The sequence below is a fragment of the Endozoicomonas sp. SCSIO W0465 genome, assembly GCF_023716865.1.
Lineage (GTDB): Bacteria > Pseudomonadota > Gammaproteobacteria > Pseudomonadales > Endozoicomonadaceae > Endozoicomonas.
The window spans coordinates 2,968,617-2,993,220 of the sequence record NZ_CP092417.1 but is presented as its reverse complement, the minus strand read 5'-3'; the positions used below and the strand labels follow the sequence as shown (position 1 = coordinate 2,993,220).

The 24,604-nt window shown below is 49.0% G+C and carries 17 protein-coding genes; 11 read left to right on the top strand and 6 right to left on the bottom strand.

The window, feature by feature from the left end:
• Positions 1 to 73 precede the first annotated feature (73 nt).
• On the top strand, positions 74 to 1,114 hold the full coding sequence (locus MJO57_RS13065; RefSeq protein ID WP_252017335.1) for an IS1595 family transposase: 1,041 nt from the start codon (positions 74 to 76) through the stop codon (positions 1,112 to 1,114).
• Here the strand turns inward: MJO57_RS13065 and MJO57_RS13060 are convergent.
• The gene (locus tag MJO57_RS13060; protein WP_252025856.1) at positions 1,074 to 1,697 is read right to left on the bottom strand and encodes a TniB family NTP-binding protein; all 624 of its coding nucleotides are present in this window, start codon (positions 1,695 to 1,697) and stop codon (positions 1,074 to 1,076) included. The two genes, MJO57_RS13065 and MJO57_RS13060, sit on opposite strands and share 41 nt — an antisense overlap.
• A 144-nt stretch (positions 1,698 to 1,841) precedes the next feature.
• Positions 1,842 to 3,044 carry an ISL3 family transposase gene (locus tag MJO57_RS13055; protein ID WP_252017687.1) on the bottom strand — a complete coding sequence of 401 codons (1,203 nt, stop codon included), beginning with the start codon at positions 3,042 to 3,044 and terminating at the stop codon, positions 1,842 to 1,844.
• 60 nt (positions 3,045 to 3,104) lie between these two features.
• Here MJO57_RS13055 and MJO57_RS13050 point away from each other — a divergent pair, with 60 nt between their 5' ends.
• Entirely contained in the window at positions 3,105 to 4,802 is a 1,698-nt protein-coding gene (locus MJO57_RS13050; RefSeq protein ID WP_252025854.1) for a transposase, read from the top strand.
• A 111-nt stretch (positions 4,803 to 4,913) separates the two neighbouring features.
• On the opposite strand, the gene MJO57_RS13045 is transcribed toward MJO57_RS13050, so the two are convergent.
• Positions 4,914 to 6,020 carry a transposase family protein gene (locus MJO57_RS13045; RefSeq protein ID WP_252025852.1) on the bottom strand — a complete coding sequence of 369 codons (1,107 nt, stop codon included), beginning with the start codon at positions 6,018 to 6,020 and terminating at the stop codon, positions 4,914 to 4,916.
• Positions 6,021 to 6,281: 261 nt separating this feature from the next.
• Here MJO57_RS13045 and MJO57_RS13040 point away from each other — a divergent pair, with 261 nt between their 5' ends.
• The 5 genes from MJO57_RS13040 to MJO57_RS13020 all read left to right on the top strand — a co-directional run bounded on the left by MJO57_RS13040 (position 6,282) and on the right by MJO57_RS13020 (position 8,928).
• Positions 6,282 to 6,644: a hypothetical protein gene (locus tag MJO57_RS13040; RefSeq protein WP_252025850.1), complete on the top strand. Its 363-nt coding sequence runs from the start codon at positions 6,282 to 6,284 to the stop codon at positions 6,642 to 6,644.
• 216 nt (positions 6,645 to 6,860) lie between these two features.
• Positions 6,861 to 7,238 (top strand): hypothetical protein, encoded by a 378-nt coding sequence (locus tag MJO57_RS13035; protein ID WP_252025848.1) that lies wholly within the window; start codon positions 6,861 to 6,863, stop codon positions 7,236 to 7,238.
• A 197-nt stretch (positions 7,239 to 7,435) separates the two neighbouring features.
• Positions 7,436 to 7,711: a hypothetical protein gene (locus tag MJO57_RS13030; protein WP_252025846.1), complete on the top strand. Its 276-nt coding sequence runs from the start codon at positions 7,436 to 7,438 to the stop codon at positions 7,709 to 7,711.
• A 27-nt stretch (positions 7,712 to 7,738) separates the two neighbouring features.
• A complete protein-coding gene (locus MJO57_RS13025) occupies positions 7,739 to 8,515 on the top strand; it encodes a hypothetical protein (protein WP_252025844.1) in 777 nt (258 codons plus the stop codon).
• A 5-nt stretch (positions 8,516 to 8,520) separates the two neighbouring features.
• Positions 8,521 to 8,928: a transposase gene (locus MJO57_RS13020; protein WP_252027023.1), complete on the top strand. Its 408-nt coding sequence runs from the start codon at positions 8,521 to 8,523 to the stop codon at positions 8,926 to 8,928.
• Positions 8,929 to 8,998: 70 nt separating this feature from the next.
• On the opposite strand, the gene MJO57_RS13015 is transcribed toward MJO57_RS13020, so the two are convergent.
• Entirely contained in the window at positions 8,999 to 9,301 is a 303-nt protein-coding gene (locus tag MJO57_RS13015; protein ID WP_252025842.1) for a hypothetical protein, read from the bottom strand.
• Between the two features lie 27 nt (positions 9,302 to 9,328).
• Here MJO57_RS13015 and MJO57_RS13010 point away from each other — a divergent pair, with 27 nt between their 5' ends.
• Positions 9,329 to 10,009 carry a transposase gene (locus MJO57_RS13010; protein ID WP_252025840.1) on the top strand — a complete coding sequence of 227 codons (681 nt, stop codon included), beginning with the start codon at positions 9,329 to 9,331 and terminating at the stop codon, positions 10,007 to 10,009.
• Between the two features lie 140 nt (positions 10,010 to 10,149).
• Here MJO57_RS13010 and MJO57_RS13005 read toward each other — a convergent pair.
• Positions 10,150 to 11,267, bottom strand: a protein-coding gene (locus MJO57_RS13005) for an IS3 family transposase (RefSeq protein ID WP_252027022.1) whose coding sequence is annotated in 2 segments (ribosomal slippage) — positions 10,150 to 11,036 and positions 11,036 to 11,267 — 1,119 coding nt in all. Because the reading frame shifts where the segments join, the coding sequence is not laid out codon by codon here.
• Positions 11,268 to 11,273: 6 nt separating this feature from the next.
• Between MJO57_RS13005 and MJO57_RS13000 the strand changes: the two genes are divergently transcribed.
• The 3 genes from MJO57_RS13000 (at position 11,274) to MJO57_RS12990 (ending at position 13,574) form a co-directional block, all read left to right on the top strand.
• A complete protein-coding gene (locus MJO57_RS13000) occupies positions 11,274 to 11,624 on the top strand; it encodes a hypothetical protein (RefSeq protein WP_252025838.1) in 351 nt (116 codons plus the stop codon).
• Positions 11,593 to 12,102, top strand: a complete 510-nt coding sequence (locus MJO57_RS12995) for an IS1595 family transposase (protein ID WP_252027021.1) — start codon at positions 11,593 to 11,595, stop codon at positions 12,100 to 12,102. Before MJO57_RS13000 ends, MJO57_RS12995 begins: the two co-directional genes overlap by 32 nt.
• 773 nt (positions 12,103 to 12,875) lie before the next feature.
• Positions 12,876 to 13,574, top strand: coding sequence for a hypothetical protein (locus MJO57_RS12990; protein WP_252025836.1), 699 nt, complete (start codon positions 12,876 to 12,878; stop codon positions 13,572 to 13,574).
• A 228-nt stretch (positions 13,575 to 13,802) separates the two neighbouring features.
• On the opposite strand, the gene MJO57_RS12985 is transcribed toward MJO57_RS12990, so the two are convergent.
• Positions 13,803 to 23,705 (bottom strand): hypothetical protein, encoded by a 9,903-nt coding sequence (locus MJO57_RS12985; RefSeq protein WP_252025834.1) that lies wholly within the window; start codon positions 23,703 to 23,705, stop codon positions 13,803 to 13,805.
• Positions 23,706 to 24,604: the final 899 nt, after the last annotated feature.

Genomic DNA, 24,604 nt, shown 5'->3' with positions numbered 1-24,604 from the left:
TTGAAGCGGCTAAGTTACCGTTAATGGTTGAATCAGCTAAACTCCCATAAAATCTACGTTGTAGGGGAGTGATATGCAATCTGAACTCTTCCAGAATTTTATTGATTCCATTTCAACATTAACCAGTGAACAGCGAGACATTCTTAACAACTCGCTCCTTAGTACTCAAATAGAGGTTACCGAGGTAGTAGAAACCACTGACTCTGAACCTGTTTACAGTGAATCTATACCCAATAACGATAATGCAACACCTGACGTAGAAAAGAGCATACTTGCCCAATTTGCCGAAAACCCCAGGTGCCCCAAATGCAAAAGCCATAGCGTTGGTCGCTGGGGCATACGAAATGGCCGACAGCGCTACCACTGCAAGACTTGCGACTCAACGTTTAACGCCTTTAGTGGAACGCCTTTGGCAAGGCTCAGGCACCCTGAAAAATGGAACAAGTACCTCGCAGGTATGACTCACTCTATGGTCTTGCGACCAGCTGCTGCTGAGAATGCCATTGACTTGAAAACTGCGTTCCGCTGGCGTCACCGCTTTCTTGAAGTGATTAATAATGATCAAGCAGAAGAGCTTTGTGGCATTACTGAGCTTGATGAAACATTTTTCCGTGAATCCTTCAAAGGGCAAAGAGAAGGCCTTCCACGGCCAACCCGAAAGCGGGGTAATGATCCCAACAAAGCCCGAAAAGTCCCGGTAATGGTGGCTCGGGACCGTAATCGAAATACCGTTGACGGTGTATTAGAAAACGAAAGTGCTAATGAATTGTGCAGGCATTTAAATGGCCGCATATCGATACAGGCCACGGTCTGTGCGGATGCACACCTCGCTCACGAAAAACTTGCTGACAAGCTTGGATTTGTCTTCAAGGAGCTGGTGACATCAGCAGGTCAACATGTTGTTGAAGGCATCTACCACATCCAGACTGTAAATTCTTATCACAGTCATTTAAAACGCTGGATTGGCGGCGTATTCCAAGGGGTTGCAACTCGTTACCTTCCCCATTATCTGGCCTGGAGGCGAGAACTGACGGCAGCAAAAAAATTAACTGTTGGCCGGTTGATCAGCAGAATTACTGAACATTGGTGCTTCCAACCATTAACGGTAACTTAGCCCATTGAAGCGCTTCCAAGGGTGTTCTGCAGGCATCAATAATATGCTGAGCTTCATCAATAATCAGGTACCTCACTTGCCGCTGAAATAGAAAGTTTTGGATGACTTCCACCAAGTCAGAGACCTTGTTATCTTTCAGCAACAACTTCGAAATTTCTTTCTGGCTGACTCCCTCCGAAAATTCCAGAGCGTAGCTCCCGCTATCAATCAAAGCATCACCACCAGTCCTTAAAATACTCTTTAACAACGGATCCCAGGCAAATTTACCGCCAATCGATGCAGGACATTGCACACTAATAACTGGCACCATACGAGGATCATTTTTCATAGACTCCTGGCTTTCTGCCAATTTATCCTCAACAAACTTTCTGGCAGCACAGCTTTTTCCAGCACCTGTTGGCCCAACCATCTCGATAAATTCAACGCCCCCTATTTTTTTAGCCTTCATCAGAAGCTCATCGTAGGCTTGACTCAAGATCTGATGTTTAATCTGCTTATCCGCAAAAAATTCAACCCTGTCTGGGATGGGTAATTGAAGAATGTCATCGCCGAATTTTCGGTTAGGGTGTAAAGTTTTTGCCATTTCAGACCTTCCTTAATCCTTGTAATTGTTAACTTGAAATAAGCGACTATTGTAATTTCTCAAAAAGTGCTGGAAGCAGGATAATTTCGGTCAGTCGTCTATCCTCTCACCATGGCTTTTCTGGGGCTTTTACAGGTTGGCTGATCATTTCAGAGCCTCCTGTCTAATTTTCAAATATAGGTAATCAAGGTCATTGTAACCGCATGCTTTATAGATGATCCGTTTGATAACCCCATTGAAGGCTTCGATTTTCGCGCTGGTTATACGATGCTGGCAGTATGACAGTAACCCTTCTCTAGCTCTGTCTAACCCCTTGGCGAACTTCTTTAACTCGGATATCCCTGTTTCTTTGGCAAGTGCTATCCAGTTGTCCAGGCACTTTCTGGCACAGGCTTTATATTTGTACGTCCATAGCTGTTTTAGCATATCTTTCAGGATATATGCCTGATTGAGATCCTCATTCATGGCTAACAACTCCTTCAGATTACTTTGCCCTTTTGGTGTTAAATTCTCAGGATTTCTGAACAGGTTAAAGCGTTGCCCTTTGATAAACGGCTTGTCCTCTTCTTCTGCCTGTCGCCACTCCCTGCGCCTGATTTGGTCAATCACATCGTTGTAATTGGCAATAATATGAAACTTGTCGTATACAATATCGGCGTTTGGCAGATGCTCTCTCACTGAAGCCTGATAGCTTCCACCACGGTCAATACCAACGCATTCAATGCTTGCTTTTTGTTCTTCTGTCAGACTGGAAAGGAACCGATCCAGAACTTCTTTCTTTTTTCCTTCACCAAGGAACAGCGTTTCACCGGTATCAGCATTCAGAGCAACGGTTAAAAAATGATGCCCCTTACCAATGGATTTTTCATCGATAAGAAGAGCGCGAATACCATCCCGCTTGGGTGCAGGCAGCATCTTCATGAGCATCTCTTTATCCCAGCGACGAGCGGTGCCGCCAGAGATAGCAATGAATTCAGGAACCTTGTCACATGGCATATAGCGGCATAGATGGCTGACATGCCTTTTAAGTCGCTCTGTTGCTTGAGCTTTAGGTGCAAGCCCCGGAGGCGTGACTGTTTCTATATTACCGCAACGAGAGCAACGCCCTTGAAATGCAGTGAAGAGAAGATTTACCTGAAGAGTCCCCAGTGGCAGATCCTGAACGCTTCGATCGTTTGTCTTCATCTGCCCCATAGGTGTTTCGCACTTACTACATCTGACGTGTTGTATACGGCCATCCCGACGGAGATGGACAAAGGCATGTTTGATATTCCAGTCAATATCAATTCGCTCGATTACCCAGCCAGGAAATGCGAACATAGGACGAAGTGATGGGGTTGCAGACATGTCTGATCCTTCAGAAGTTTTGATCCTTACAAATCAATCTTCCTCTGAAGGCTATTTCTGTTGCAACCCCTCACTTTTCATCCGCCAACCTGTAAAAGCCCCGCTTTTCTAGAACACCAGCAGTTACAACCTGAAGATCTACTGAGATTCATCACTCAGCAGCAAGAGCAGATCATTCAGCTCAAAGAGCAGATAGAATTGCTTGAAGCAGAGATTCGTCGTCTAAAAAAACTGCCCGCAAAGCCTGACATCAAACCAAACACCAAACCTCCCGATGATGACACCGGCAGCCCTGATGGAGATCCATCCGCTCCTGAGGGTAACGATGGAGCCAGCCCAGACACCTCGTCAAAGCAGAAGGTTAAGAAGCCCAACGAGAAAACCAGAAAGCAGCGTAAACAGCCCCGAAAGCCATCGGCGGAAAAATCCATACCCATTGCTGCCACTGATGTTCCGGAGGGATCAATCAGGAATGGAACCACCCCTTTTCATGTTCAGGAACTGACAATACAAACATCCAGTATTGAATATCTTTTAGAGCAATGGGTGACACCCGATGGACAAACCATTACGGCCAAACCGCCAGCCAGCCTTCATGGACATCATTACGGGCCAATGCTGCAGGCCTACGTTCTGCACCAGTATCATGGTTGCTCCGTTACCCAGCCAGAACTGCTGGACTGGCTATGGGACATTGGAATCTCTATTTCCAGCGGGGAACTCAGCCAGCTTCTGACGAAAGGACACGAGCAGTTCCATGCTGAGAAAGATGAGCTGTTGACTACAGGTATTCGCTGTTCAAGTTATATCCAGACAGACGACACGGGAACAAGGCATAAGGGGAAGAACGGTTACTGCACCATCATCAATAACGAGTCCTTTGCCTGGTTCGAGAGCACAGACAGCAAAAGCCGGGAAAATTTCGTAAGCCTACTGCACCGCCCATGGTCAACTTACACGTTCACCGACGATGCCTTGATCTATCTGGAAAAACTGGATTACCCCAAAAAGTGGCTACGCGTTCTTAATCCATACAGAGGCGTCACCTTCCTGAGCCATGAAGCCTGGGAAGAATGTATGAAAGACCTGAGACTAACTGGTAGACGGCGCCAGCAGGCCAGTGAAGCCATGATTTATGGCAGCCTGATACAGCATGGAGCAGGACATCTTACCACCTTCAGTGATGGGGCAAGGCAGTTCGACGTTTTCAAACACAGCCAGTGCTGGATACATGCAGAGCGAGGGCTGGCAAAAGTTCATCCGGTCAATGATCAGCAGGCCATGGCTCAGAAATGGCTTCGGACATGGTTCTGGGCCATTTACGATGACCTTAAAGACTTCAAGACAGAGCCAACTGAAAAAAAGGCAATAAAAGTACGACAGGGGTTCCAGGCGCTGATCCAAACCCAAACGTGCAGTGGGCTTCTTCAGGATGCTCTGTCAGGGTTGGCTGTAATCAAGGAAGAGCTATTACTGGTTCTGGATGACCCGAGCTTACCGCTGCACAACAACCTGAGCGAGAGTCAGATACGAGAATATGTTAAACGACGAAAGATCAGTAGTGGGACGCGAAGCGATTTGGGGCGGCAATGTCGCGACACCTTTGCCAGCCTGAAAAAAACGTGTCGCCTGTATGGTCTCTCTTTTTGGGATTATCTGAAAAGCCGACTAATGGGCGATGGGTTATTTCCGAGATTGAGTAACCTGATTGAGGAGGCTTCACGTCATCTTCCGTGTGGTGCTGCCAGCAGTTTTTGAGAAATTACCGACTATTTCAGGTGAAATAGTTTCTTGATAAAAACTGGATTGATCTTAGCTACTACCAAGCCCAACTCTGATAAAGCACACCTGCAAGGAACGGTAAAACCACTAAAAATCATCGATATCATTGACACCCGGCTCAATACGCAGCGAAGGAACCCTTTTGCCAGTTTTGGATTTTGATGGCTTTGCCATTTCATCTTCCTGCTGTTCTTTAAGCTCCCGTTCTTTGTCAGCAATTTTCCTGTTGATAGGTACAGCGCGTTCAGCCCTTGCCTTCTGTGAATGAAAAGACCGGGTGAAGCTGCTGGCTTCAGTAATTACTGATCGATCAATCCCCGGATAATAGCGATCCTCAACAGCCACTCGTTTACAACGCTTCCAGCCATTCAGGTTGCAATACACATAAGAATCATCTTCAGGATCGATACGTATCTCAACTTCACGCCCCAACCATTCAGGGCTACTGAATAAATCATGCCCATAGTACTTTCCTTTTCTTTCAACACCTTTTACCGGCTGAATAATACGGGTTCGTTTATGTTTATCGTATGGAAGCATCATGATTTGTAAATGCTCATCATTAATATCAATTTTCCGATTATCCCGATCACCGTGAAGAATCAAACTTTCTGCAAGGACATCATCCGGTATCGACATATGAGCAGGATGTTCTGTTTTGTTGTAATGCTCATAAAAATAATCCTCCAGTAACTGCTTCAAAGATTGAAAATCCCAAAGTGCATTTTGAAAAGGATTGACTTTTGACGTTAATTGTCGTGGATTTTTCATAAGCTTTGTATTTCCGGTCAAGCCGTGTATGACTGCTTCATTGAGCTGCTTGAATACACTCTCAACAGCTGAACCACCACGAGGATTACTTTTTCGGCTATGAATCGTCACTGAAAAAAAAGCACACAACTGCTCAAATACGACGCTTTCAAACTCTGCTCCACCATCAACACAAAAAGATTCTGGAAACCGACCATGCCGTTGGATTAATTCCCGAACAACCATCAGTACAGAATCAATTGACGGACTATTCATTGTGAGATAAACAGCGAGTACATCCCGGGAATAAGAATCTGAAGCAACCGTTCTTAGGGTAGACATTAAGCTCAAAAAAGGTTCGTTTCCGGCGGCAGAACCCACCTTGAACAGCCACAATAAAGCTTCGAAACCATTATCAATGGCTGAACAAGATGAGTACTGCAAATAGTAGATTAGTTGAAAAAAACTGTTGACCTGTTTCGACCGGTCAGAACTCCTAAGTATGGCGGAACAGCTTGGTTTTACTATACGACAGCGAGATATCCGTCCTTTGGATTGGGTGAAAGTCTCATATTGATCACACCCACAGGCCTTGAGCTACAGCAAACAGACGTAACACCAAATTTTTCAACCTGAATGGAGAGCAGCCAAACACAGCTATGATTCTAACAGCAAACAAAGAGTCAACTGTGAGAGGCCGCTCCGATGGAAGTATGTCAGCCACTAACCAAAGTCGCCAATGATTCCTGTCCTGCTATTGACCAACTGCAGCAAAAACTGACCCTCCTTCGTCAGTCCAATAATCCAATCCAGCATTTTGAGGATCATGAAAACGAGATTCACTCCCTCTTTATTCAGGCGGAGCGAGAAATACTGGCAGAAGAACTGCAAAAATTAGACATCAATAAAGCTTCTATCGAAGTGAATGGGGTCGTGTATCACCAGGCATTACGCAGCTATCAAACCTACCAGTCAGCAGCAGGACCTGTCCGGGTATTGCGCAGCCTCTACCGCAATGCCGGGGATAAGTGCATTGTCCCTTTAGAGCTCAAGCGGCTGGCGTTGTAGAAGGCTACTGGTTACCAAAGGCTGCGAAGCAAGCAGCATGGATGGTTGCCCAGTTGCCGCCCGCGGACGTAAAAGCTTACTCGATCTAATGGGGAATATGTCACCCTCAACCAGCTCTCTGGCACGTCTTCCCAAAAACTCAACGAACAATGGGAGCAGCACCTTGACCCTTTCGAGACCCTTCTCGCGGAGAATCTCACAGTACCGCCTGACGCGGTGACGGTAGCTGCTTCCCTTGACGGTGTGATGCCAATGAAAGACGGCAAGCGTCAGGAGAAACGTGAAAGAGTGTTGCTGATGGCAAACGTACCCGAGGGCCAGCAGGTTGTCAGGAGGCCAGTTGTGGAAACACTGTCGTTTTACGATGACCAGGGAGATCGCCTCTCTACGATCAGGATGGGACGAATGCCTGAAAGCAAGAAAGCGACATTGAAAAAATCCCTTTCAAACCTTCTGGATAAGGTGCTTCAGCAAAAGCCAAATCTGACTCTGGTCAAAGTGGCAGATGGAGCCCGGACAATTGGACATACTTCACCAAAGAGCTACCGGAGGGAGAAGAAATTGTTGATTATTACCATGCGGCAGAACACCTGAAGAAGGCATTTGACCTGGCTTACGGTGAAAATAGCGCGAAGTCCAAAGAGAAATTCAGCACCTACCGACATATCCTGAAGGAGGAGCCGGGTGGGGTTGAAAAAATAATCAAGGCACTGGCTTACCAGCATAGCAAGCATCCCCGCCGATCGAAATTAAAGACAGAGTTAAAGTACTTCAGAAAAAACCGGTTACGGATGAATTATGCAGAACACCTGTCGCGCAACCTGCCCATAGGCTCAGGGGTCATTGAGGCGTCCTGTAAAACGCTGGTTACACAGCGAATGAAGTGTTCGGGAATGCGTTGGCGGTGTCCCGGGGGGCAAGGCATTCTGACACTCAGGTCACTAATTCAAAGTGGTTGGTTCGACTGTGGCTGGATGCTGCTGTCGGTAACGTACCGGGCCAAGGTAAATATGGTCAGTGATAATGTGATTCCATTTTCATCAGGGAAGGGTAATATTGAACGTTAGTACTCATCAATATGAGACTTTCACCCTTTGGATTTTATCCTCTCACTGATCGATGCCCTCGCTGGTGATGGAAACTGCGATACCCAGGCGGATCTACACCGTAAATTTAACGAGTTGACGGGGCTGAATGTCTTTTATCGTTCTTGGGCAAATCAAGCTAAAAAGGACGCGCTGCCTACTCTTATCCTGTGGCTATGGGTGCAGTGTCTGGAAATATTTTCCCGCAAAGTCATGGCGTTTGATGAAGACAGTCCATTTTCAGAGTTTGAGCACATTCTGATTCAGGACGGTTCGTCACAAGCTGTCTATGATGCCCTGAAAGAAGCATTTCCCGGCAGGTTCTCAACGGTCAGTCCTGCTGCCGTCGAGCTTCATACGACAATGGATCTTCTCACCAACAACCTGGTGCGGGTGCAGCTGACTGAAGATACCCGTTCAGAAAGAGACTGTCTGCCACCACTGCCAACATCCATGGCCTATATCCTGATGCTAATGGATGCCGGTTATTTTGAGCGGAACTCTTTGCCGCTATTGATGACAGGGAGGGTTTTTATCTGCAAGGCACCTCAGAGTATCAACCCGACGATACTCAGCGCGGTACGGGAGGATGGCAAGAATCTCAATCGCTACAAGGAAAAAACTGAAGGATGTACTGTCTGGCTTCCCCAAAGACCAGTGCCTCGACCTGGATGTAGAATGGCCGGATTCAAAGCCTGGCCATTCCGCTTGGTTGTCCGCTGGATGACAAAAAAAAAGAAGTGGGTTTTCGTTGTGACCAACCTGAACCGGTGGAGTTCACCTTGAGTGATGTGCTCCAGGCCTATCGTCTACGGTGGCAGATAGAGCTGATTTTCAAAGAGATCAAATCCTATTCAGGGTGGCATCGTTTTAACACCAAATCAGCGACACTGGTGTTTAGCCTGATTCTGATGTCCTTTGTGGTTGTGACGTTGAAAAGGTACCTTGCCCATGCTGCACAGGCGAACCTCTGTGAAAGTGGGAGCATTGAGGAAATCTCGACGCACAAGGTGATGAAAAGTGGGACTCACCTGTTTGGTAATGTGATTTCATCGTTGATGAATGCAGGAAAGTCATTGGTCTCATGCATTAAAAAGCTACTGGACTTCTGGGGAAATAATGCGAAACGAGAACACCCTGCACGGGATGGTTGTTCAGGGCGTACAAGATTAGGCTTCTGTGCAGTGGGTGGAGCTTAATGTCTACCTTAAGTACAAGGCTTAGCAGAAGCCTGAAAAGCAAATGGCCATATATTTAGCAAATTATTAATCATTTTTGAATTAGTGGTTGGTAGCTCTTTCTTTTTGAAAGTAATTTATCCTTTAAACTATCGAACGGTAAATCAGCAATGATTGCTATAAAAATGCTTTTCACCAGGAGCGAGAAGATATTCTGGAAATGGGGATCGCCCACTCCAGCGCACTTCTTGTAGACGACACAGGTGCACGACACGATGGCAGTAATGGCTATTGTAAAGTGATCGGCAACGAGGCCTTTACCGTATTTACATCGACTTCGAGTAAAAGCCGTATCAATTTCCTGGAACTCTTGCAGGGTCAGCGCAGAAGCCATGTATTAAACCTGGAAGCCATCAAGTATATGGAACAGGTCGGAATGGCTGCCAAATGGATCAAAGCCCTGTCAGCCTATGGTGAAACCCATTTTCTGAATGAAGCCGCGTGGTCAGCCTTTCTGGATGACCACAAACTGTCTGCTAAACAGCAGCGCCGCTGGGCAACAGAAGCTGTTCTCAAGGCAGGGCTGCTGAGCAATGGTTTTCCAGAGAGCATGATCATCCATAGCGATGGAGCCCGTCAGTTCGACACGGTATTTGAACACTCTCTGTGCTGGTTCCATGCCAGTCGGCCTCTGGCAAAACTAATCCCTGCCAATAACAGGGAGCGAGCCGCCCGTGACTGGGTAGAAAAGCAATACTGGAATCTATACGACGATATAGAGGCTTATTGCGAGGCGCCAACGGAGGCTCGAAAACTCCAGCTTGAACAGGACTTTAACCACTGGGTGACGACGCACGTAGATTACCCGGAACTTCGTGCGGAACTGGGTAAAATTTATCGGGCCCGTGAGGAATTGCTACTGGTTCTGAAATATCCATGGTTACCACTGCATAACAACCTGAGTGAACGTCAGATCAGGGAGTATGTGAAACGACGAAAGATTAGTGGCGGTACTCGCAGTTTACTTGGCCAGCGCTATCGGGACACATTCGCGAGCCTAAAGAAAACGTGTCGGCTGCATGGCCTGTCATTCTCAAAGTAAGCGGTAATTTCCCCACACCTGTTCTTCAGACCAGTTTTTGATTCCAGGGAAATAGCTTTTCAATATCTTCGACTGACTGAGCTTGCGGAAGTAAGGTAAACACCGTTTTCTGTAGTGGTCAAGTAAAAATGGACACCTGATTAAGCCGCTTTCCTGAGTTCTTGTTGTTCAAAGTCCACAGGGCTCATGTAACCAAGATAAGAGTGAAGTCTGCGGTTGTTGTAGAACAAAATATAATCAACAACTGTCGCCTCAACATCTGCCCTTGTTTCGAAAATATAATGGTCAGTCCTTTCTCGTTTCATACTGCCAAAAAATCGCTCCGTTACCGCATTATCCCAGCAATTTCCCTTACGACTCATACTGCATATCATGCCGTATTCCCTGAGCTGAGCCTGATAGTCCAGCGAGGCGTACTGGCTTCCCTGATCTGAGTGGTGAAGCACTCCTGAACCAGGCTTACGACTCCACCACGCCATTCTCAAGGCTTCCAGCGGCAGCTCTGTGGTCATGCGCTTGTCCATTGACCAGCCTACTATCTTCCGGGAATAGAGATCCATAACCACTGCCAGATACAGCCAGCCTTCGCGAGTCCATAGATAAGTGATATCAGTCGTATAGACCCTGTTTGCCTCTGTGACAGCAAACTCCCTGTTCAGAAGATTTTCTGCTACCGGAAGCTTATGCTTGCTATTCGTCGTCACCTTGAATTTTTTTGCATACTTCACAACCAGTCCCAAGCGCTTCATCAGTGTTGCTGCTTGATAGCGGCCAATATTGTAACCCTTGCCTTGCAGGGCTTTTGCCATTCTCCGGCTGCCATATGAGCGATCGGAGTCGATAAAAATTTGTTGTGCATCAGACTCCAGGCGGAACTGCTTGGCCAGAGAGTCCTTCTGATGTTCCTGTTGATTCTGCCAGCGATAAAAGCCACTGCGCCCAACCTGCATTACTTTACAGAGCACCTGCACCGGATAGGCCTCCTTCTTCTGTTGTATAAATGCAAATCTTACAACAGGTCTTTCGCGAAGAAGGCCGTCGCCTTTTTTAATATTTCCTGTTCCATTTTCAACTGGCGGTTTTCAGCTTCCAGCTCTTTTATTCGCTGCTGATCAGGCGTCAAAGCTTGCTGCCCTTTGCCTGGAAAAGACATTTCCTTTTTTTCATCCTGTTCCCGTATCCAGCGTCTCAGGTTGCCATCATTGATACCAAGACTTCTGGCAACCTCTGTTACAGCCTGCTTCTGCTCCACTACCATGGCAATGTGCAGGTAGAGTGCCAGCACTATTACTGTAAGTCCTGTAAGCGCTACTTCGATGACCTGACAAATACGGTTTTCGCAGGACACCACCGACCACTCAAAGTCTGGATTGCCTGTCTCTATTTAATGGGGCTGAACGTCTCCAACAGCCAGATAGCTCAGGAACTTGATCTGTGTGTCAGTGATGCACACCATATGACCACAGTCTTACGAAATGGTGTTGTTGACCGAAAGCCTGAAGTGATTCTTGATGGCGAAGTTGAATTCGACGAGGTCTACATTGTAGCTGGTCACAAGGGACACCCTGAAGCATTAAAAAAATCTGGATCATCCACCGAGAAAAAGAAGGCTTAAAGGCGCTCCGGGCCGTGGGACTCTTGAAAAAGACAAACCGCCGGTATTGGGAATGATTCAAAGGGGAGGTCAGGTCATTATCAACATGCTGTCGAACGTTAAGAAGGCGACAATCGAACCATTTATCAAGAAACACGTAGCCCCACAGAGCCAGATTTATACCGATGAATACAACATCTATGATGACCTTGAAAGCTGGGGCTTCAGACATAAAACGGTCTGTCACGGCAAAGGTGAGTATGCTCGTGATGATGACAAAGACGGTATTTACGAGGTGCATGTTAATACTATGGAGGGGTTTTGGTCACTTCTACGCTCGTGGCTAAGGCCTCACAGGGGAATATCCCAAGAGGCTTTACCCCTTTACCTTGGCTTTTTTGAGTTTTTGCATAATATTGGCCGAAGAGGCAAAAGTCTTCTTCAGCCCTTAGTCAACTTGCTGGTTACACAGCAGTCTGGAATTGGAAAAGAGCCATAATAGATTAAGGATCTCTTTCTTTGTCTGTCTGATAGTACGATCAAAATATCCATAAGCAAACTTTTAACTACTTATGCTTCCTCCGTTGTGCCTCGCATAGTACCAGCCCAAGTAGCCAGAAATATTCGACTCCATATGGCCAGCTACTTAGCAATTGTCTTTTAATAAGTTCCTGATTTCCGTTCACCCTGAGCTTGTCGAAGGGTCGTGCCACCGAACTTCGACAAGCTCAGTCCGAACGGAGTCAGGCAATGAAAACAGGGAAGTTATTTCCAGACAACTCCTTAGCAAGTCCTTTTCGTGGTTGACATAAAACAAATGAAAAATGAATTTCGAAAGGGAGGAACTTTATATAAGAAGGTGAGGTCCTAGCTATAGTTCAATTATTCAATTATTCAATTATTCAATGGCTGATCCATATTTTAACTCACACTCCTTGTATCCGGATGATCAGAAAACGTATGGACCTGCCATATCGAGCAGTGATTCAGTTTTGAATGACTGTGCGCAGCGCAATGGCGTAGTATTTGGTCTGGAAGTTCAACAAGCTGCACCAAATAATCATTTAAACACCTTAAATCCCTATGGTGAAAGCTTCCATAACCCATGCAGCGATTATCGTTTTCCAAAAGTGCTAGTGAGGTTTTTTTTATCATCAAGAACCTGAGCAAGGCGAGCCGTCTGGCTTATCAACTAAAACCAAGGAACAACAAAGCGACGAAAATATTCTTTATACCAGTCAATCAGGAGTAAGAATCGATCGCGTTTGGAGCATGGCCGTTAAAGTGGATGCTCAGTCACACTCTATTCATACTAATCATCCTCCACTTGATTCAACATTAAAAGACAGTGCTGGAAATGGTTTTTCAGGTATGGGGCAATCAACCCCGAAAATCTCATCAGTTATTGATAACAGCCTTCATCAACCTGTACCTATTCCTGATCAAGATCGCATTGATACACTTTCCAAGCCTGAAGCACCGATTGCAATGATGGCTCCACAACTCAATAGTGATCAGTTTCAACAAAATACATCTTCTGAAAATGAGTTTGATTTTAATGCTTCTGCTTCCGTTTCTGGTGAATCTCTGACTAGCTCTCCTGATAAGGCCTCCCGAAAGGCTTACCTAAAGGCTTACCGTGAATCCGAGAAAGGGAAGGCTACCCTGAAGGCTTACGAACAATCCGATAAACGGAAGGCTTACCGTCAATCCGAGAAATGGAAAGCTTACCAGAAAGCTTACCAGAAGGCTTACCAACACTCCGATATACGGAAGGCTTACCACAAGGCTTACTATGCAGTTCTCAAGAATACCGGTGATAGAGAACAAGCAAAAATTGCTGGTAGGCAAGCTACTGCTTTTATAAGAGAATCGAAAAAAGCCAAGAAGAGTGAGCCCGAATCAATATCCATTGCTTCTCTCCTACCCCCGCCTCTCAGGTTGGCTGGAAAGTCAATAATCGAAGGGTAAGAGGGTAAGAAGGTATCGATCGCTGTCCTCTGGCGCTGTCCTCTGGTTAGGCAAACGGCATAAACCTGCTGTGTATCTACGGGAGCCCCATTAGAACGATCAACAATAACGGAAAACTGCCGGGTATCCGAGAGCGTTAGTGTCATTGATTTACTAACCCCCTTAGAGTCCGGCAAATAGAACCACTATTCACCTCACAAAATGGAATTCTGCCATCCTGGCTTCAGGTTACACCTGAGTCTTGATAAATTCCTCCGCTTCGGTTGTCAGCCTTGCCACAATTTCAGCCTGCCGTTGTTGCTTCGATGAGGCCTTGCCCCGGAGTGATCTCAGGCTGTCAATCGCCACCAGGGCAATGATCTCCTCTTGCAGGTCTGCCGCCAGCGTATGGGCAATAAAATGTTGTGGCAGCAGTCGGGTCACGTCTTTCCTGATGGTTTTGTAGGCCTCAAGCATGCTACTTATTTTATCACGGTCGTATTGATGCTGCCGGAAGACCGGAGTTGTGCCGGATTTTGCTGTCGATGTCCCGAGTGCCCGTTGGCTGGCGCTTTGTTGCACCGGCAACAGGTGAATGATCTGTGCCGCCAATTGTTGTGCCTCGTCCGGTTGTCCGGTCACTTTGTGCCCATCAATCATTGCGGCCAGTTTCATTCGGTTCATGGCCTCTTCTTTAACCGCAAACTTGCTGTCGTACAGTGCTGTGAACCGCTGCCAGGCGGCCTGACTGTCTTTCGGGCCCAGATCATCCCATTGGGGTTCCAGGCCAAATAAGTCCGGCAGCTCCGTTAGTGATTGGATAGCTTGCCGTTGCCGCTCATCAGACAGTTTTAAGAAGGATGCCCGGGCCGATTGATAATCGCCGACGTTCAACTGCCGGATGCAATCATCACCGGCTTTTGATGGTGATGGTGATGGTGATGGTGACAGTGCACCGGTAACCGGCGATAATCGTCGTTCAAGTCGCTGGGCAAGTTCCCTACGACGCTGGTCCTGGTTCGGTGTGTTGCCTCCGAGCCATGCTGACAACTGGCCCATCACTCCCCTGGCCTGCTGTTCCTGCAAACCCAGGGCCTGGTCAATAATGGCGTCTCGCCGCTCTGTGCTGTTCACCTGGTCCAGCTGGCGATCTGCCATGGCACTGAGCATGCACTGACCAAGCTGTCTGGCAGGGCCGGATGCTGCTGCATTGTCCTGATCCGGCCCGAAGAAAATACCACGGCCATTGCCCCGGGTACCCCGAACCCGTCCGTCGCTGTCGAAAATATTGGCGATGTGCTCATGTTCCACACCCAGACCCGGTGAGAACAGCACTTCATCGAGAAATGCCTCTGTGCAGTTGGCTGGTCTGTCGCTGTTAGCAGCAACAATGGCCATATTCAACAGGTCATCGGTCTCCCAATGGGCGTCTGGCTGTAGCTGAGCGTCCCGGACCCGGTCAACAAAGGCGGTCACTTCTGTGCGCAGTTGTCGGGCGACCCCCAGACTGCCCTTAAGCAGTTGCATGCCGGGAGAGCGATCAAACGACGGCGGATTATCATCTCTGTCTTGCACCTGACCCTGAATGGCGGCCATCTTCAGATCGGATCGGACGGGCCGGTCAGTGAGGTGGGAGACCGCCAGGCTGGCCATGAGCAGGCCGTCGTCAACAGTCGGTTGGGCGGGCCTGACACCGTTCACCCGGTGGTCAGCAGAACCCGGCTGTTCCTGACCGGTTGTGATGCCCGGCATGGCTTGCGGCTGCGGTCGTTCAGTGGCATCACCGGAACCGGTCAGCCAGGACATGCCGTCACGAACAGTCGACAGCAGCCCTTTATGGCTGGCTGCTCCGGCCGTGGCCGGAGCGTGATGTTCATTCAGCATTGCCGGATCAGGCATTGGTTCCCTGTTAATGGATTCCCGGCCACTGTCTGGCTGGCGATCCAGATGGCGACGTTTTCTGCCGGTTTCCGGTCGGCATGATTCGTCGAGCCCTTGCAGAAAGCCAAGGTTTTTATCGGGGTTCTGCAGGAACTCCATGTAGTTACCCGGGAAATAACGATCGTCCTTCCGTGTACTCATCAGAGACAGGAACCCATCATTCTCTTTGCGGATGATGGTATTGATGGCCGCTGCCTCTGCGGAGGTGAATGGGTCCGTATCCGGCAAATCAAATGCATCAGCGCCTGCTGAGGTATCGTGTATCAACGTCTGAAGGTGTTCATTGGGTTGTGGGACGCGCAGATCGTTTGGGTTTCTTCCGTGATCCCCGGTGATCTCTTTATCCAGATAGTTCGAGAGGAGGTCCTGAAGAAAAGCCCGAAATGGCAGTGATAACCCGATTGGCTCACGCAACAGCTCCCTGATGCTGTGATCCATGGCCCGGAAGTCGAATCCCTGCAAGAACTCGGAATCGCCCTGGTCTCCGGCAAAGCCCGTTGCTTCAATCAGGCTGTGCCGGTGAGCGCTGTATAGAGAATACATATTCAGGAACTGGTTGGTCAGATCCCCGGTGACAGTGCTTTTCAACAGCGGAAGATCGTCAGCCCAGAAGTCCGGTACGGTTGTCAAGGCACGATCCTGATAATAGTTGACGCATTTGTCAGCCAGTCCGCTCAGGTTCAGGAAGTGGCTTGCCAGCATCTGGTTCAATGCCCGGAGATGGTAGCCGCAGCAAATCAGGCGCGCATAGGGCCATTGCAGAAAGTTCTTGCCGCCCAGCTTGATCATCCGGTCGTTCTTTGGCAGCTTCAGCATCTGCTGGCTGTTTTGGTGGGTAATCGTGTCAATCTGTTGCGAATAATTACCATTGATTAACGACGCCTTGTCGGCATAGAACTTCAGCAGTTGTTTACTTTTCTGACCAACCGGTGCTTTTTGCGTCATCTCGCGGGTATGCTCAGCAGAGCAGGTGGCTTCACTGCCCCGGGTTATCTCCTGGTACCTGTCAGGATGGGTAATGACATTCATGTAGTCTGAACTCAGGAACCGCCCGGCACTCTCGATACTACTGAGGTCATCCAGGTATCCTTCCCTCTCCGCAAACGTGATGTGGTGCAGCATCTCCCCTATTTCCGGTGTCTGTGACCGGGGTAGCACTGGCATGTCTTCCTGCTCTGTGACACCGGCTATGGCTGCCCGCAGTGCGCTATCAGGCCGGGGAGTGCGCATATCATGGCCGGTGTCAGGGTTTTCGCTGGCCATGGCCTCACCGCCCAGATAGCCCAACAGGCCGCTGAGAACGTCACCAAACAGCCCGGTTGGCGACTGATGACGCTGCACCTCCTCAATCCCTTCCCCCAGGGAAAAGACGCTGAAGCCCCGGAGCTGGAGGGAATCGTCGCCTTCTCCGGCAAATCCCGTTGACCGGAACAGGTCATGCCGCGTTGCGCTGTAGAGGGAATACATATTCAGGAATTGGTGGGTCAGGTCGTTGACGACCATGGCTTTGACGGTTGAGAGGTCGGAAGCCATCTCATCAGAACCAGCCTCTTCAGCTTGAGCCTCTATGTAGTTAATGTAGGCGTCAGTGTACAGGTAGGCTTCACGAAAACTGTTTTCAAACTGTTCCGTCAGTGCTGCCAGGTTATATCCCATGCATTGTAAACGGGCATACGGCCATTGCAGAAATTCCTCCTCACCAATATAAACATACTGGTTGTTTTCCGGCAGTTGCTGCATTTGCTGGTCATTCAGGGTCTCTATCTTATGGGCAGTCCTGACATAGTCATGATAAATTCCCGTGGCTTTATTGGCGTAGTGCCTGAGCAACCGTTTGCTCTGTATGCCAAGGTGTGACTCAGGGGTATCAGTCACTGCGGCACTGTGGACAAGTGAGTCCGTTGGCGTACTCTGTACACCGGATGGTACTCTTGAGGGCTCTGTGGCCATGTTGCTGAGGGATGAGGGCGTACCGGACTGCGGTGTTTCGGCCAAACCTGACCCGGCAGAGGAGGCAGTGGTGATGGTTGGCGAAGTGGCCAGGGCAGTCGTGTTAAGTGACGAGCCAGCCGGTGCTTTCTGCGTCATCCTCCTGGTATGCTCAGCAGAGCATGCAACGCCACTGCCTCGGGTTATTTCCTGATACTCGTCAGGATGCATAATGACATTGCTCAAGCCAGAAGCCGGGAACTGCCTGACACTGGTCATGCCACTGAGATCATCAAGATACCCATGGCCCTCCGCAGAAATGATGTGATGCAGCATCCCCTGTATTTCCGGTGTCTGTAACCGGGGTAGCACGGGCATTTGTTCCGGCTCTGTGACACCGGCTATGGCTGTCCGAAGGGCTTTATCAGGCTGTGGCGTGCGCATATCATGGCCGGTGTCCGGGTTTTCGCTGGCCCGGGCCTCATCTTTCAGATAACCCAACAGGCTACTGAGCACTTCACTGAACAGGCCGGTTGGCGACTGATCACGCAGCACCGCCTCAACCCCTGCGGCCAGATGAAAGGCGCTGAAGCCCTGAAGATAGACTGAGTCACCCTCTTCTCCGGCAAATCCCGTTGACTGGAACATGTCGTGCCGCCTTGCACTGTAAAGGGAGTAGATATTCAGGAACTGGTTGGCCAGATCGCTGACGACCATGGCTTTAACGGTTGAGATATCGGAGGCCAGACCATCAGAACCAGCCTCTTTGGCCCGGGCCTCAATATAATTAATGTAGGCGTCAGTATACTGGTAGGTTGCCCGAAAACTGTTTTCAATCTGTTCCGTCAGGACTGCAAGATTATATCCCAGGCATTGTAAACGGGCATACGGCCACTGCAGAAACTCCTCGTCACCAACATAAACATACTTGTCATTTTCAGGTAACTGCTGCATTTGCTGGTCATTCAGGGTCTCTATCTTATGGGCAGTCGTTAACAAGTCGTTATAGATTCCCGTGACTTCATTGGCATAGAGCTTGAGCAGCTGTTTGCTCTGCATGCCAAGGCGTGACTCACGGGTATCAATGACGGAGGCAGAGGGGGTGAGTGAGTCGCTTGGCGTACTCTGTATGCCGGATTTTACCCTTGAGGGTTCTTTCGCCATGTTGCTGATGGATAAGGGAGTAGCGGGCTGTGGTGTTTTGGCCAAACTTGACCCGGCAGAGGAGGCAGTAGTGATTGTTGGCGAAGTGGCCAAGGCAGTCGTGTTAAGTGACGAGCCAGGCTGTGCTTTCTGCGTCATCCTCCTGGTATGCTCAGCAGAGCATGCAACGCCACTGCCCCGGGTTATCTCCTGATACCTGTCAGGATGGGTAATGACATTCATGTAGTCAGAACTCCGTAACCGCCCGGCGCTCTCAATATTACTGAGGTCAGTAAGATATCCCTCACGCTCCATAAAAGTGATATGACGCAGCATCTCCTGTATTTCCGGTGTATGTGACCGGGGTAGCACGGGTATTTGCTCTGGCTCTGTAACACCGGCTATAGCTGTCCGAAGTGCTTTATCAGGCTGTGGCGTGCGCATATCGTGGCCGGTGTCAGGGTTTTCGCTGGCCCGGGCCTCATCTTTCAGATAACCCGACAGGCTACTGAGCACTTCACCGAACAGCCCGGTTGGCGACTGGTCACGCAGCACCGCTTCAACCCCTTCGGCCAGATGAAAGGCGCTGAAGCCCTGAAGATAGACTGAGTCACCCTCTTCTCCGGCAAATCCCGTTGACTGGAACATGTCGTGCCGCCTTGCACTGTAAAGGGAGTACATATTCAGGAACTGGTTGGCCAGATCGCTGACGACCATGGCTTTAACGATTGAGATATCGGAGGCCAGATCATCAGAACCAGCCTCTTTGGCCCGGGCCTCAATATAATTAATGTAGGCGTCAGTATACTGGTAGGTTGCCCGAAAACTGTTTTCAATCTGTTCCGTCAGGGCTGCAAAATTATATCCCAGGCATTGTAAACGCGCATACGGCCATTGCAGGAACTCCTTGCCGCCCGCATAAACATACTTGTCATTTTCAGGTAGCTGCTGCATTTGCTGGTCATTCAGGGTCTCTATCTTATGGGCAGTCGTTAAAAAGTCGTTATAGATCCCCGTGACTTCATTGGCATAGAGCTTGAGCAGCTGTTTGCTTTGCATGCCAAGGCGTGACTCACGGGTATCAATGACCGAGGCAGAGGGGGTGAGTGAGTCGCTTGGCGAACTCTGTATGCCCGATTTGACCATTGAGGCATCTTTCGAAATATTGCTGACGGATGAAAGAGAACCGGGCTCAGGTGTTGCTGTCAAACTTAATCCGGCAGGGGTGGAGGTTGAAATATGAGGGGGCAATGACTCTGTGCCCGGGGTGCCTGACAGACCGGGTTCCGCTTGAGTAGCATCATCTACTGAACTCATCGACAGGCTGGTCGTTTTAGTCGCAAATGCTGTTGAATTGGCCGTCGAACTCAATTTCGCGGAAGCGGTTTCTACAGGCGATTCTGTAGTGTTTACCAGTAAAGAGAGTGTACCGCTGATGGTCGGATCAGTCTCAACAGACGACGATTCATTTGCATTTAATACCGACGAACTCAACGCTTCCGGGGATGAAGTAGTCGTATTCACTGGCCATTCATGAGTACTGGTCACACCCGACGGGCTCAGTGATGCCTGCGTCGTATTGCTCATCGGGCTCAGATACATGGCAGAGGTTTGTGCAGCCGATGCTGTCGTATTACCGGTAGAAAAGAGTGTAGTGATGATGTCCGGTGAGGTTAGTACGGATTCAGTAGCATTGACTGACAAAGCCGACGATGCTGAAGTCGAAGTCGTGGCATTTAACGACACTGACTGGGTACTTTCCATATCAGATGCACTGCGTGACATTTGGGTTGAGTTGCCCACTGAACTCAATTCCACTGAAAAAGTTTCTACGGGAGATTCTGTGGTGTTTACCGGTGAAGAAAATGTACCGCTGATGGTCGAGTGAGTCTCCACGGACGACTCACTGGCATTTACCGCCGAACTCAATGCTTCCGGGGGTGAAGTAGTTGCATTCATTGGCCATTCATAAGTACTGGTTACACCCGACGGGCTCAGTGAAGCCTGAGTCGTATTACCGGCTGAAAAGAGTGATGTGCTGATGTCCGGTGAGGTTAGTACAGATTCAGTAGAATTGACTGACAAACCCGACGGTGCTGAAGTCGAAGCCGTGGCATTTAACGACACTGACCGGGTACTTTCCATATCAGATGCACTGTGTGACATTTGGGTTGAGTTGCCCACTGAACTCAATTCCACGGAAGCAGTTTCTACGGGAGATTCTGTGGTGTTTACCGGTGAAGAAAATGTACCGCTGATGGTCGAGCGAGTCTCCACGGACGACTCACTGGCATTTACCGCCGAACTCAATGCTTCCGGGGGTGAAGTAGTTGCATTCATTGGCCATTCGTAAGTACTGGTTACACCCGACGGGCTCAGTGAAGCCTGAGTCGTATTACTCATCGGGCTCAGCTGCATGGCAGAGGTCTGTGCAGCAGACGCGGTCGTATTACCGGCTGAAAAGAGTGATGTGCTAATGTCCGGTGAGGTTAGTACGGATTCAGTAGCATTGACTGACAAACCCGACGGTGCTGAAGCCGCAGTCGTGGCATTTAACGGCACTGACCGGGTACTTTCCATATCAGACAGACTGGGTGACGCCAGTATTGAATTACCCGTCAAACTCAATTTCACGGAAGCGGTTTCTGCAGGCGATTCGCTGGCATTACCCGGTGAAGATAAAGTACTGCTAATGGCTCGGTAACTCTCCATAGACGACTCACTGGCATTCATCGCCGAACTCAACGCTTCCAGAGATGAAGAGGTAGCATTTATTGGCCATTCATGACTGCTGGTTACAACCGACGGGCTCAGTGTAGTCTGGGCTGTACTACTCACCGGGCTCAGATGCGAAGAGGTTTGTGCAGCCGATGATGTCGTATTACCGGTAGAGAAAAGTGCAGTGCTGATGTCCGGTGAGGTTACTACGGGTTCAGTGGTAGGTGCTGTGGTGTTGACTGACAAACCCATCGGTGCTGAGGCCGAAGTCGCGGCGTTCATCGACAATGCCCGGGTACTTTCCATATCAGACGGGCTGGGTGACGCCAGTGTTGAATTATCTGTCGATCTCAATTGCAAGGAAGCGGTTTGTACAGGCGATTCCATAGAGTTGCCCAGTGAAGACAGCGCATTGCTGGTGCCTGGATCAGTCACTATGGAAGACTCACTGGTATGCACCGACGACGTTAATGCGGCCAAGGGTGAAGTGGTCGCATTCATTGATAATTCATGAGTACTGGTTACGCTTGATGTCGGCGTACTGATTAACTTTGATGGACTCAGTAATGCAGTGGTACCCGTATCAGGCGGGTTGCTGGATCTTGTGGCTGAAGACGCTGCGGTATCAGAGGGTATCCTGCTGACACCAAATGCTGTCGAGAGGGGTTGTGTTTTCGTTGCTATGGTGGAATAACCAGCTTCAGAGGTTGCAACTTCGCTTTGTGCAACAGTATTTGAGAATGCTGGATTTGAGGATGCTGGATTTAAGGATGCTGGATTTAAGGATGCTGGATTTAAGGATGCTGGATTTAAGGATGCTGGATTTGAGGATGCTGGATTTGAAGATACCGGATTTGAAGATGCCGGATCTGAGGACACTGGCGGCAGGGTATTTGGGGTCGTTGCCGATGTCTTTGCGGATAACATACTGGCAGAGGATGCGATACCAACGGCCGTTGTTGACGATGCTTTCCCGGCATCAACATCCGCTATTTTGCTGTGATCATTGGCCTGTTTATCGGTGACTGGTTTTTGTGTTGGTTGTTGCGTGGTCGCTGGTTTGCCATCGGTTGGACCTTCCGTGCCGGGTTTGTCCTGGTCATGCCCTGACTCTGCAGGTGTCGGTTTGTCCCGGCCATTACCGGGCTTTTCGGTTGCGTCATCTTCATCTTTATCTTTGCTTCGCAGTTTCGCTATTCCCTTCCCGATCAGCCAGCCAGCAACACCGGCAGCGACCGCTGCGGCACCGATCATGAGCAGGCGTCTTGCCGCGATGCCGAGGCCAACTCTTAACCCTAATCTATAAATTAAGGTGGGCAACACCGTGGTTGACGCCAAACCTCCAGCGCCCTCCCCTGCCATCTTCTCATATTTTTCCCACTCACTGCATTCACTGGCTCCACCTGCCGCTTTCCCTGTCCCGGCCAGAGCCCTTTTGCGCCGACAAGCCGGTTCAAGCTGCCCCTTGCCTTTACCTCTACTCTTGCTGCCGGGACTGTCTTCCTCGGTAGTCTCGCTGGTCTCGCTGCTCTCACTGCCCTCACTGCCAGTACTCTTTTCCCCGGTCGTTTCACCCGGCTCATGCTGGGGAGGAGGCGGCGCTTTTTTCAGAAGTTCCTGAACCTCATCAAAAAATATTTCATCAAGCATAGACTGAACTTCTTCCTCGGTAACGGCTTCATCTGGCAATAAAGACGACGCTCCACTTGAAGCCCCAGCCCCACTGCTTCGCACCGAGGAAGCCATCCTGGTCAAAAACGCAGAGGCTGTGAGCCCCAGCACACTGCCGGCAATACCACCGACCTCGGCCTCGGAACCCTGCTGGTCAGCAGCTTGACTACCAGAAGGTTTGCCTGCCGCCGCATCAGCCACCCCGGCGGCCAGGACTGCCCCATGAAGGGTTGGCGACAGGGCATTCAGTGCATCCATCATCAGAGACAACTTCATCGAATACTGTACGCTAGTTTCCGTACCTGATGTTGAAGGCTGGGTCACGCCAGAGGAAGCGCCAGGTTGTTCAGTCTGATCCGGAGCCTGGGACTTTGCTTTCGCTCTCAGGCTGCGGGCGGTTTTCACCATAATATGGGCATTGATTTTTTTAATGTTTTCAGGCACAGGAGTATCATTTTTCAGGGCATCGTCCAGAACACTGAGCACCTCCCGCATTTGCATAACCAGTGGATCAGATGTGGTCACCTCTGTGGTTGAATCGGGAACTTCAAGATCATCCAGAGGCTTATCGGTTGGCAATTTCAGTTTTTCCAGTGCCTGAGGGGTCTTTACCTTGGAAGAAAACTCCTTGGCCAGCGCCTTGATGGCCTCTCTATCAAGATCTGCCAGCTGGGAGATATCATGGGTCACAATATCTTTCAGTGTTAAAGCCGAATCTGGAAAGAGCTGCCATTCTCCCCAAGTGCGCATTTCCTGATCGGACGACGGACGTAGCCTGCCAAAACGAGCTTGAGGGACCCTACGGCCTGGTGAACTCACTGGCAACTGATAAAAATCGGCCCAAGTAGTGAATGTGTTCTCAGCATTACTAACCAACTCGTTTATTGAATTACCACTGGCCCTGAAAAAAAAACCCTGAGTATCACACAAGTTAATGGATAACGTACCTGCCACTCTTTTGAATTCTGAAAATAAGATATGCACGTTTGATGGGACGATGCGGAATTTGATAGAAAGGTCTTCACCAGCAGGTAACTGATTGGCCATGGAATCAAAAACAGCTACCATCTGGGCGAGCATTTGGCTAATCGAGTAAAAGCGTGGCCCCGTATTCGTAGAAGCACTCAGTGCCTTCAACGCATGAAAAATTTTATCATTGTAATGGCTATTGGCCTTAATTTGCTTAAGGAGCCTACTAAGAGATAGCTCATGAGGGGTATCTCTATCCGCGATTATCTGTAATATCTCGTTGGCCATATAAGGTAAGTCAGCATATCCGGTGCCCAAAAAAATTGAATTGACCAAATTTTTTATGGCTTTGGTGATTGTGGTACCGGAATTAGTGGCAACACTGAGAGAAACCGTATTCCCCATACATGTTCCTTCCATAATGTCCATGGATTGTCTCAGTAATTGCATTGGATTCCATGCTAAGCCAAAAGTCAGAGTTTGAAATAAAAGTGTAAACATAAATGGTTGACTTTCAGGTAAAACCGACAGTCGATCAACTTCTTGCAGAATTGCATCGACCATGAGTTTGAAAGTTTCCATCATGTTTGCTTGTGGCAATGGAGGCATCCTATCCATGTTAATATAAGCAAGTACATTAATTTTATAGGCCAATCGCCCAAGACCAAGGTAGTCCCCCT

Coding starts and splice junctions, on each gene's coding strand:
- MJO57_RS13065 (WP_252017335.1), top strand. CDS start 74: ATGCAATCTGAACTCTTCCAGAATTTTATTGATTCCATTTCAACATTA.
- MJO57_RS12985 (WP_252025834.1), bottom strand. CDS start 23,705: ATGCGCACTTGGGGAGAATGGCAGCTCTTTCCAGATTCGGCTTTAACA.
- MJO57_RS13055 (WP_252017687.1), bottom strand. CDS start 3,044: ATGTCTGCAACCCCATCACTTCGTCCTATGTTCGCATTTCCTGGCTGG.
- MJO57_RS13040 (WP_252025850.1), top strand. CDS start 6,282: ATGGAAGTATGTCAGCCACTAACCAAAGTCGCCAATGATTCCTGTCCT.
- MJO57_RS13030 (WP_252025846.1), top strand. CDS start 7,436: ATGAATTATGCAGAACACCTGTCGCGCAACCTGCCCATAGGCTCAGGG.
- MJO57_RS13060 (WP_252025856.1), bottom strand. CDS start 1,697: ATGGCAAAAACTTTACACCCTAACCGAAAATTCGGCGATGACATTCTT.
- MJO57_RS13015 (WP_252025842.1), bottom strand. CDS start 9,301: ATGGCTTCTGCGCTGACCCTGCAAGAGTTCCAGGAAATTGATACGGCT.
- MJO57_RS12990 (WP_252025836.1), top strand. CDS start 12,876: ATGGCCGTTAAAGTGGATGCTCAGTCACACTCTATTCATACTAATCAT.
- MJO57_RS13010 (WP_252025840.1), top strand. CDS start 9,329: ATGGAACAGGTCGGAATGGCTGCCAAATGGATCAAAGCCCTGTCAGCC.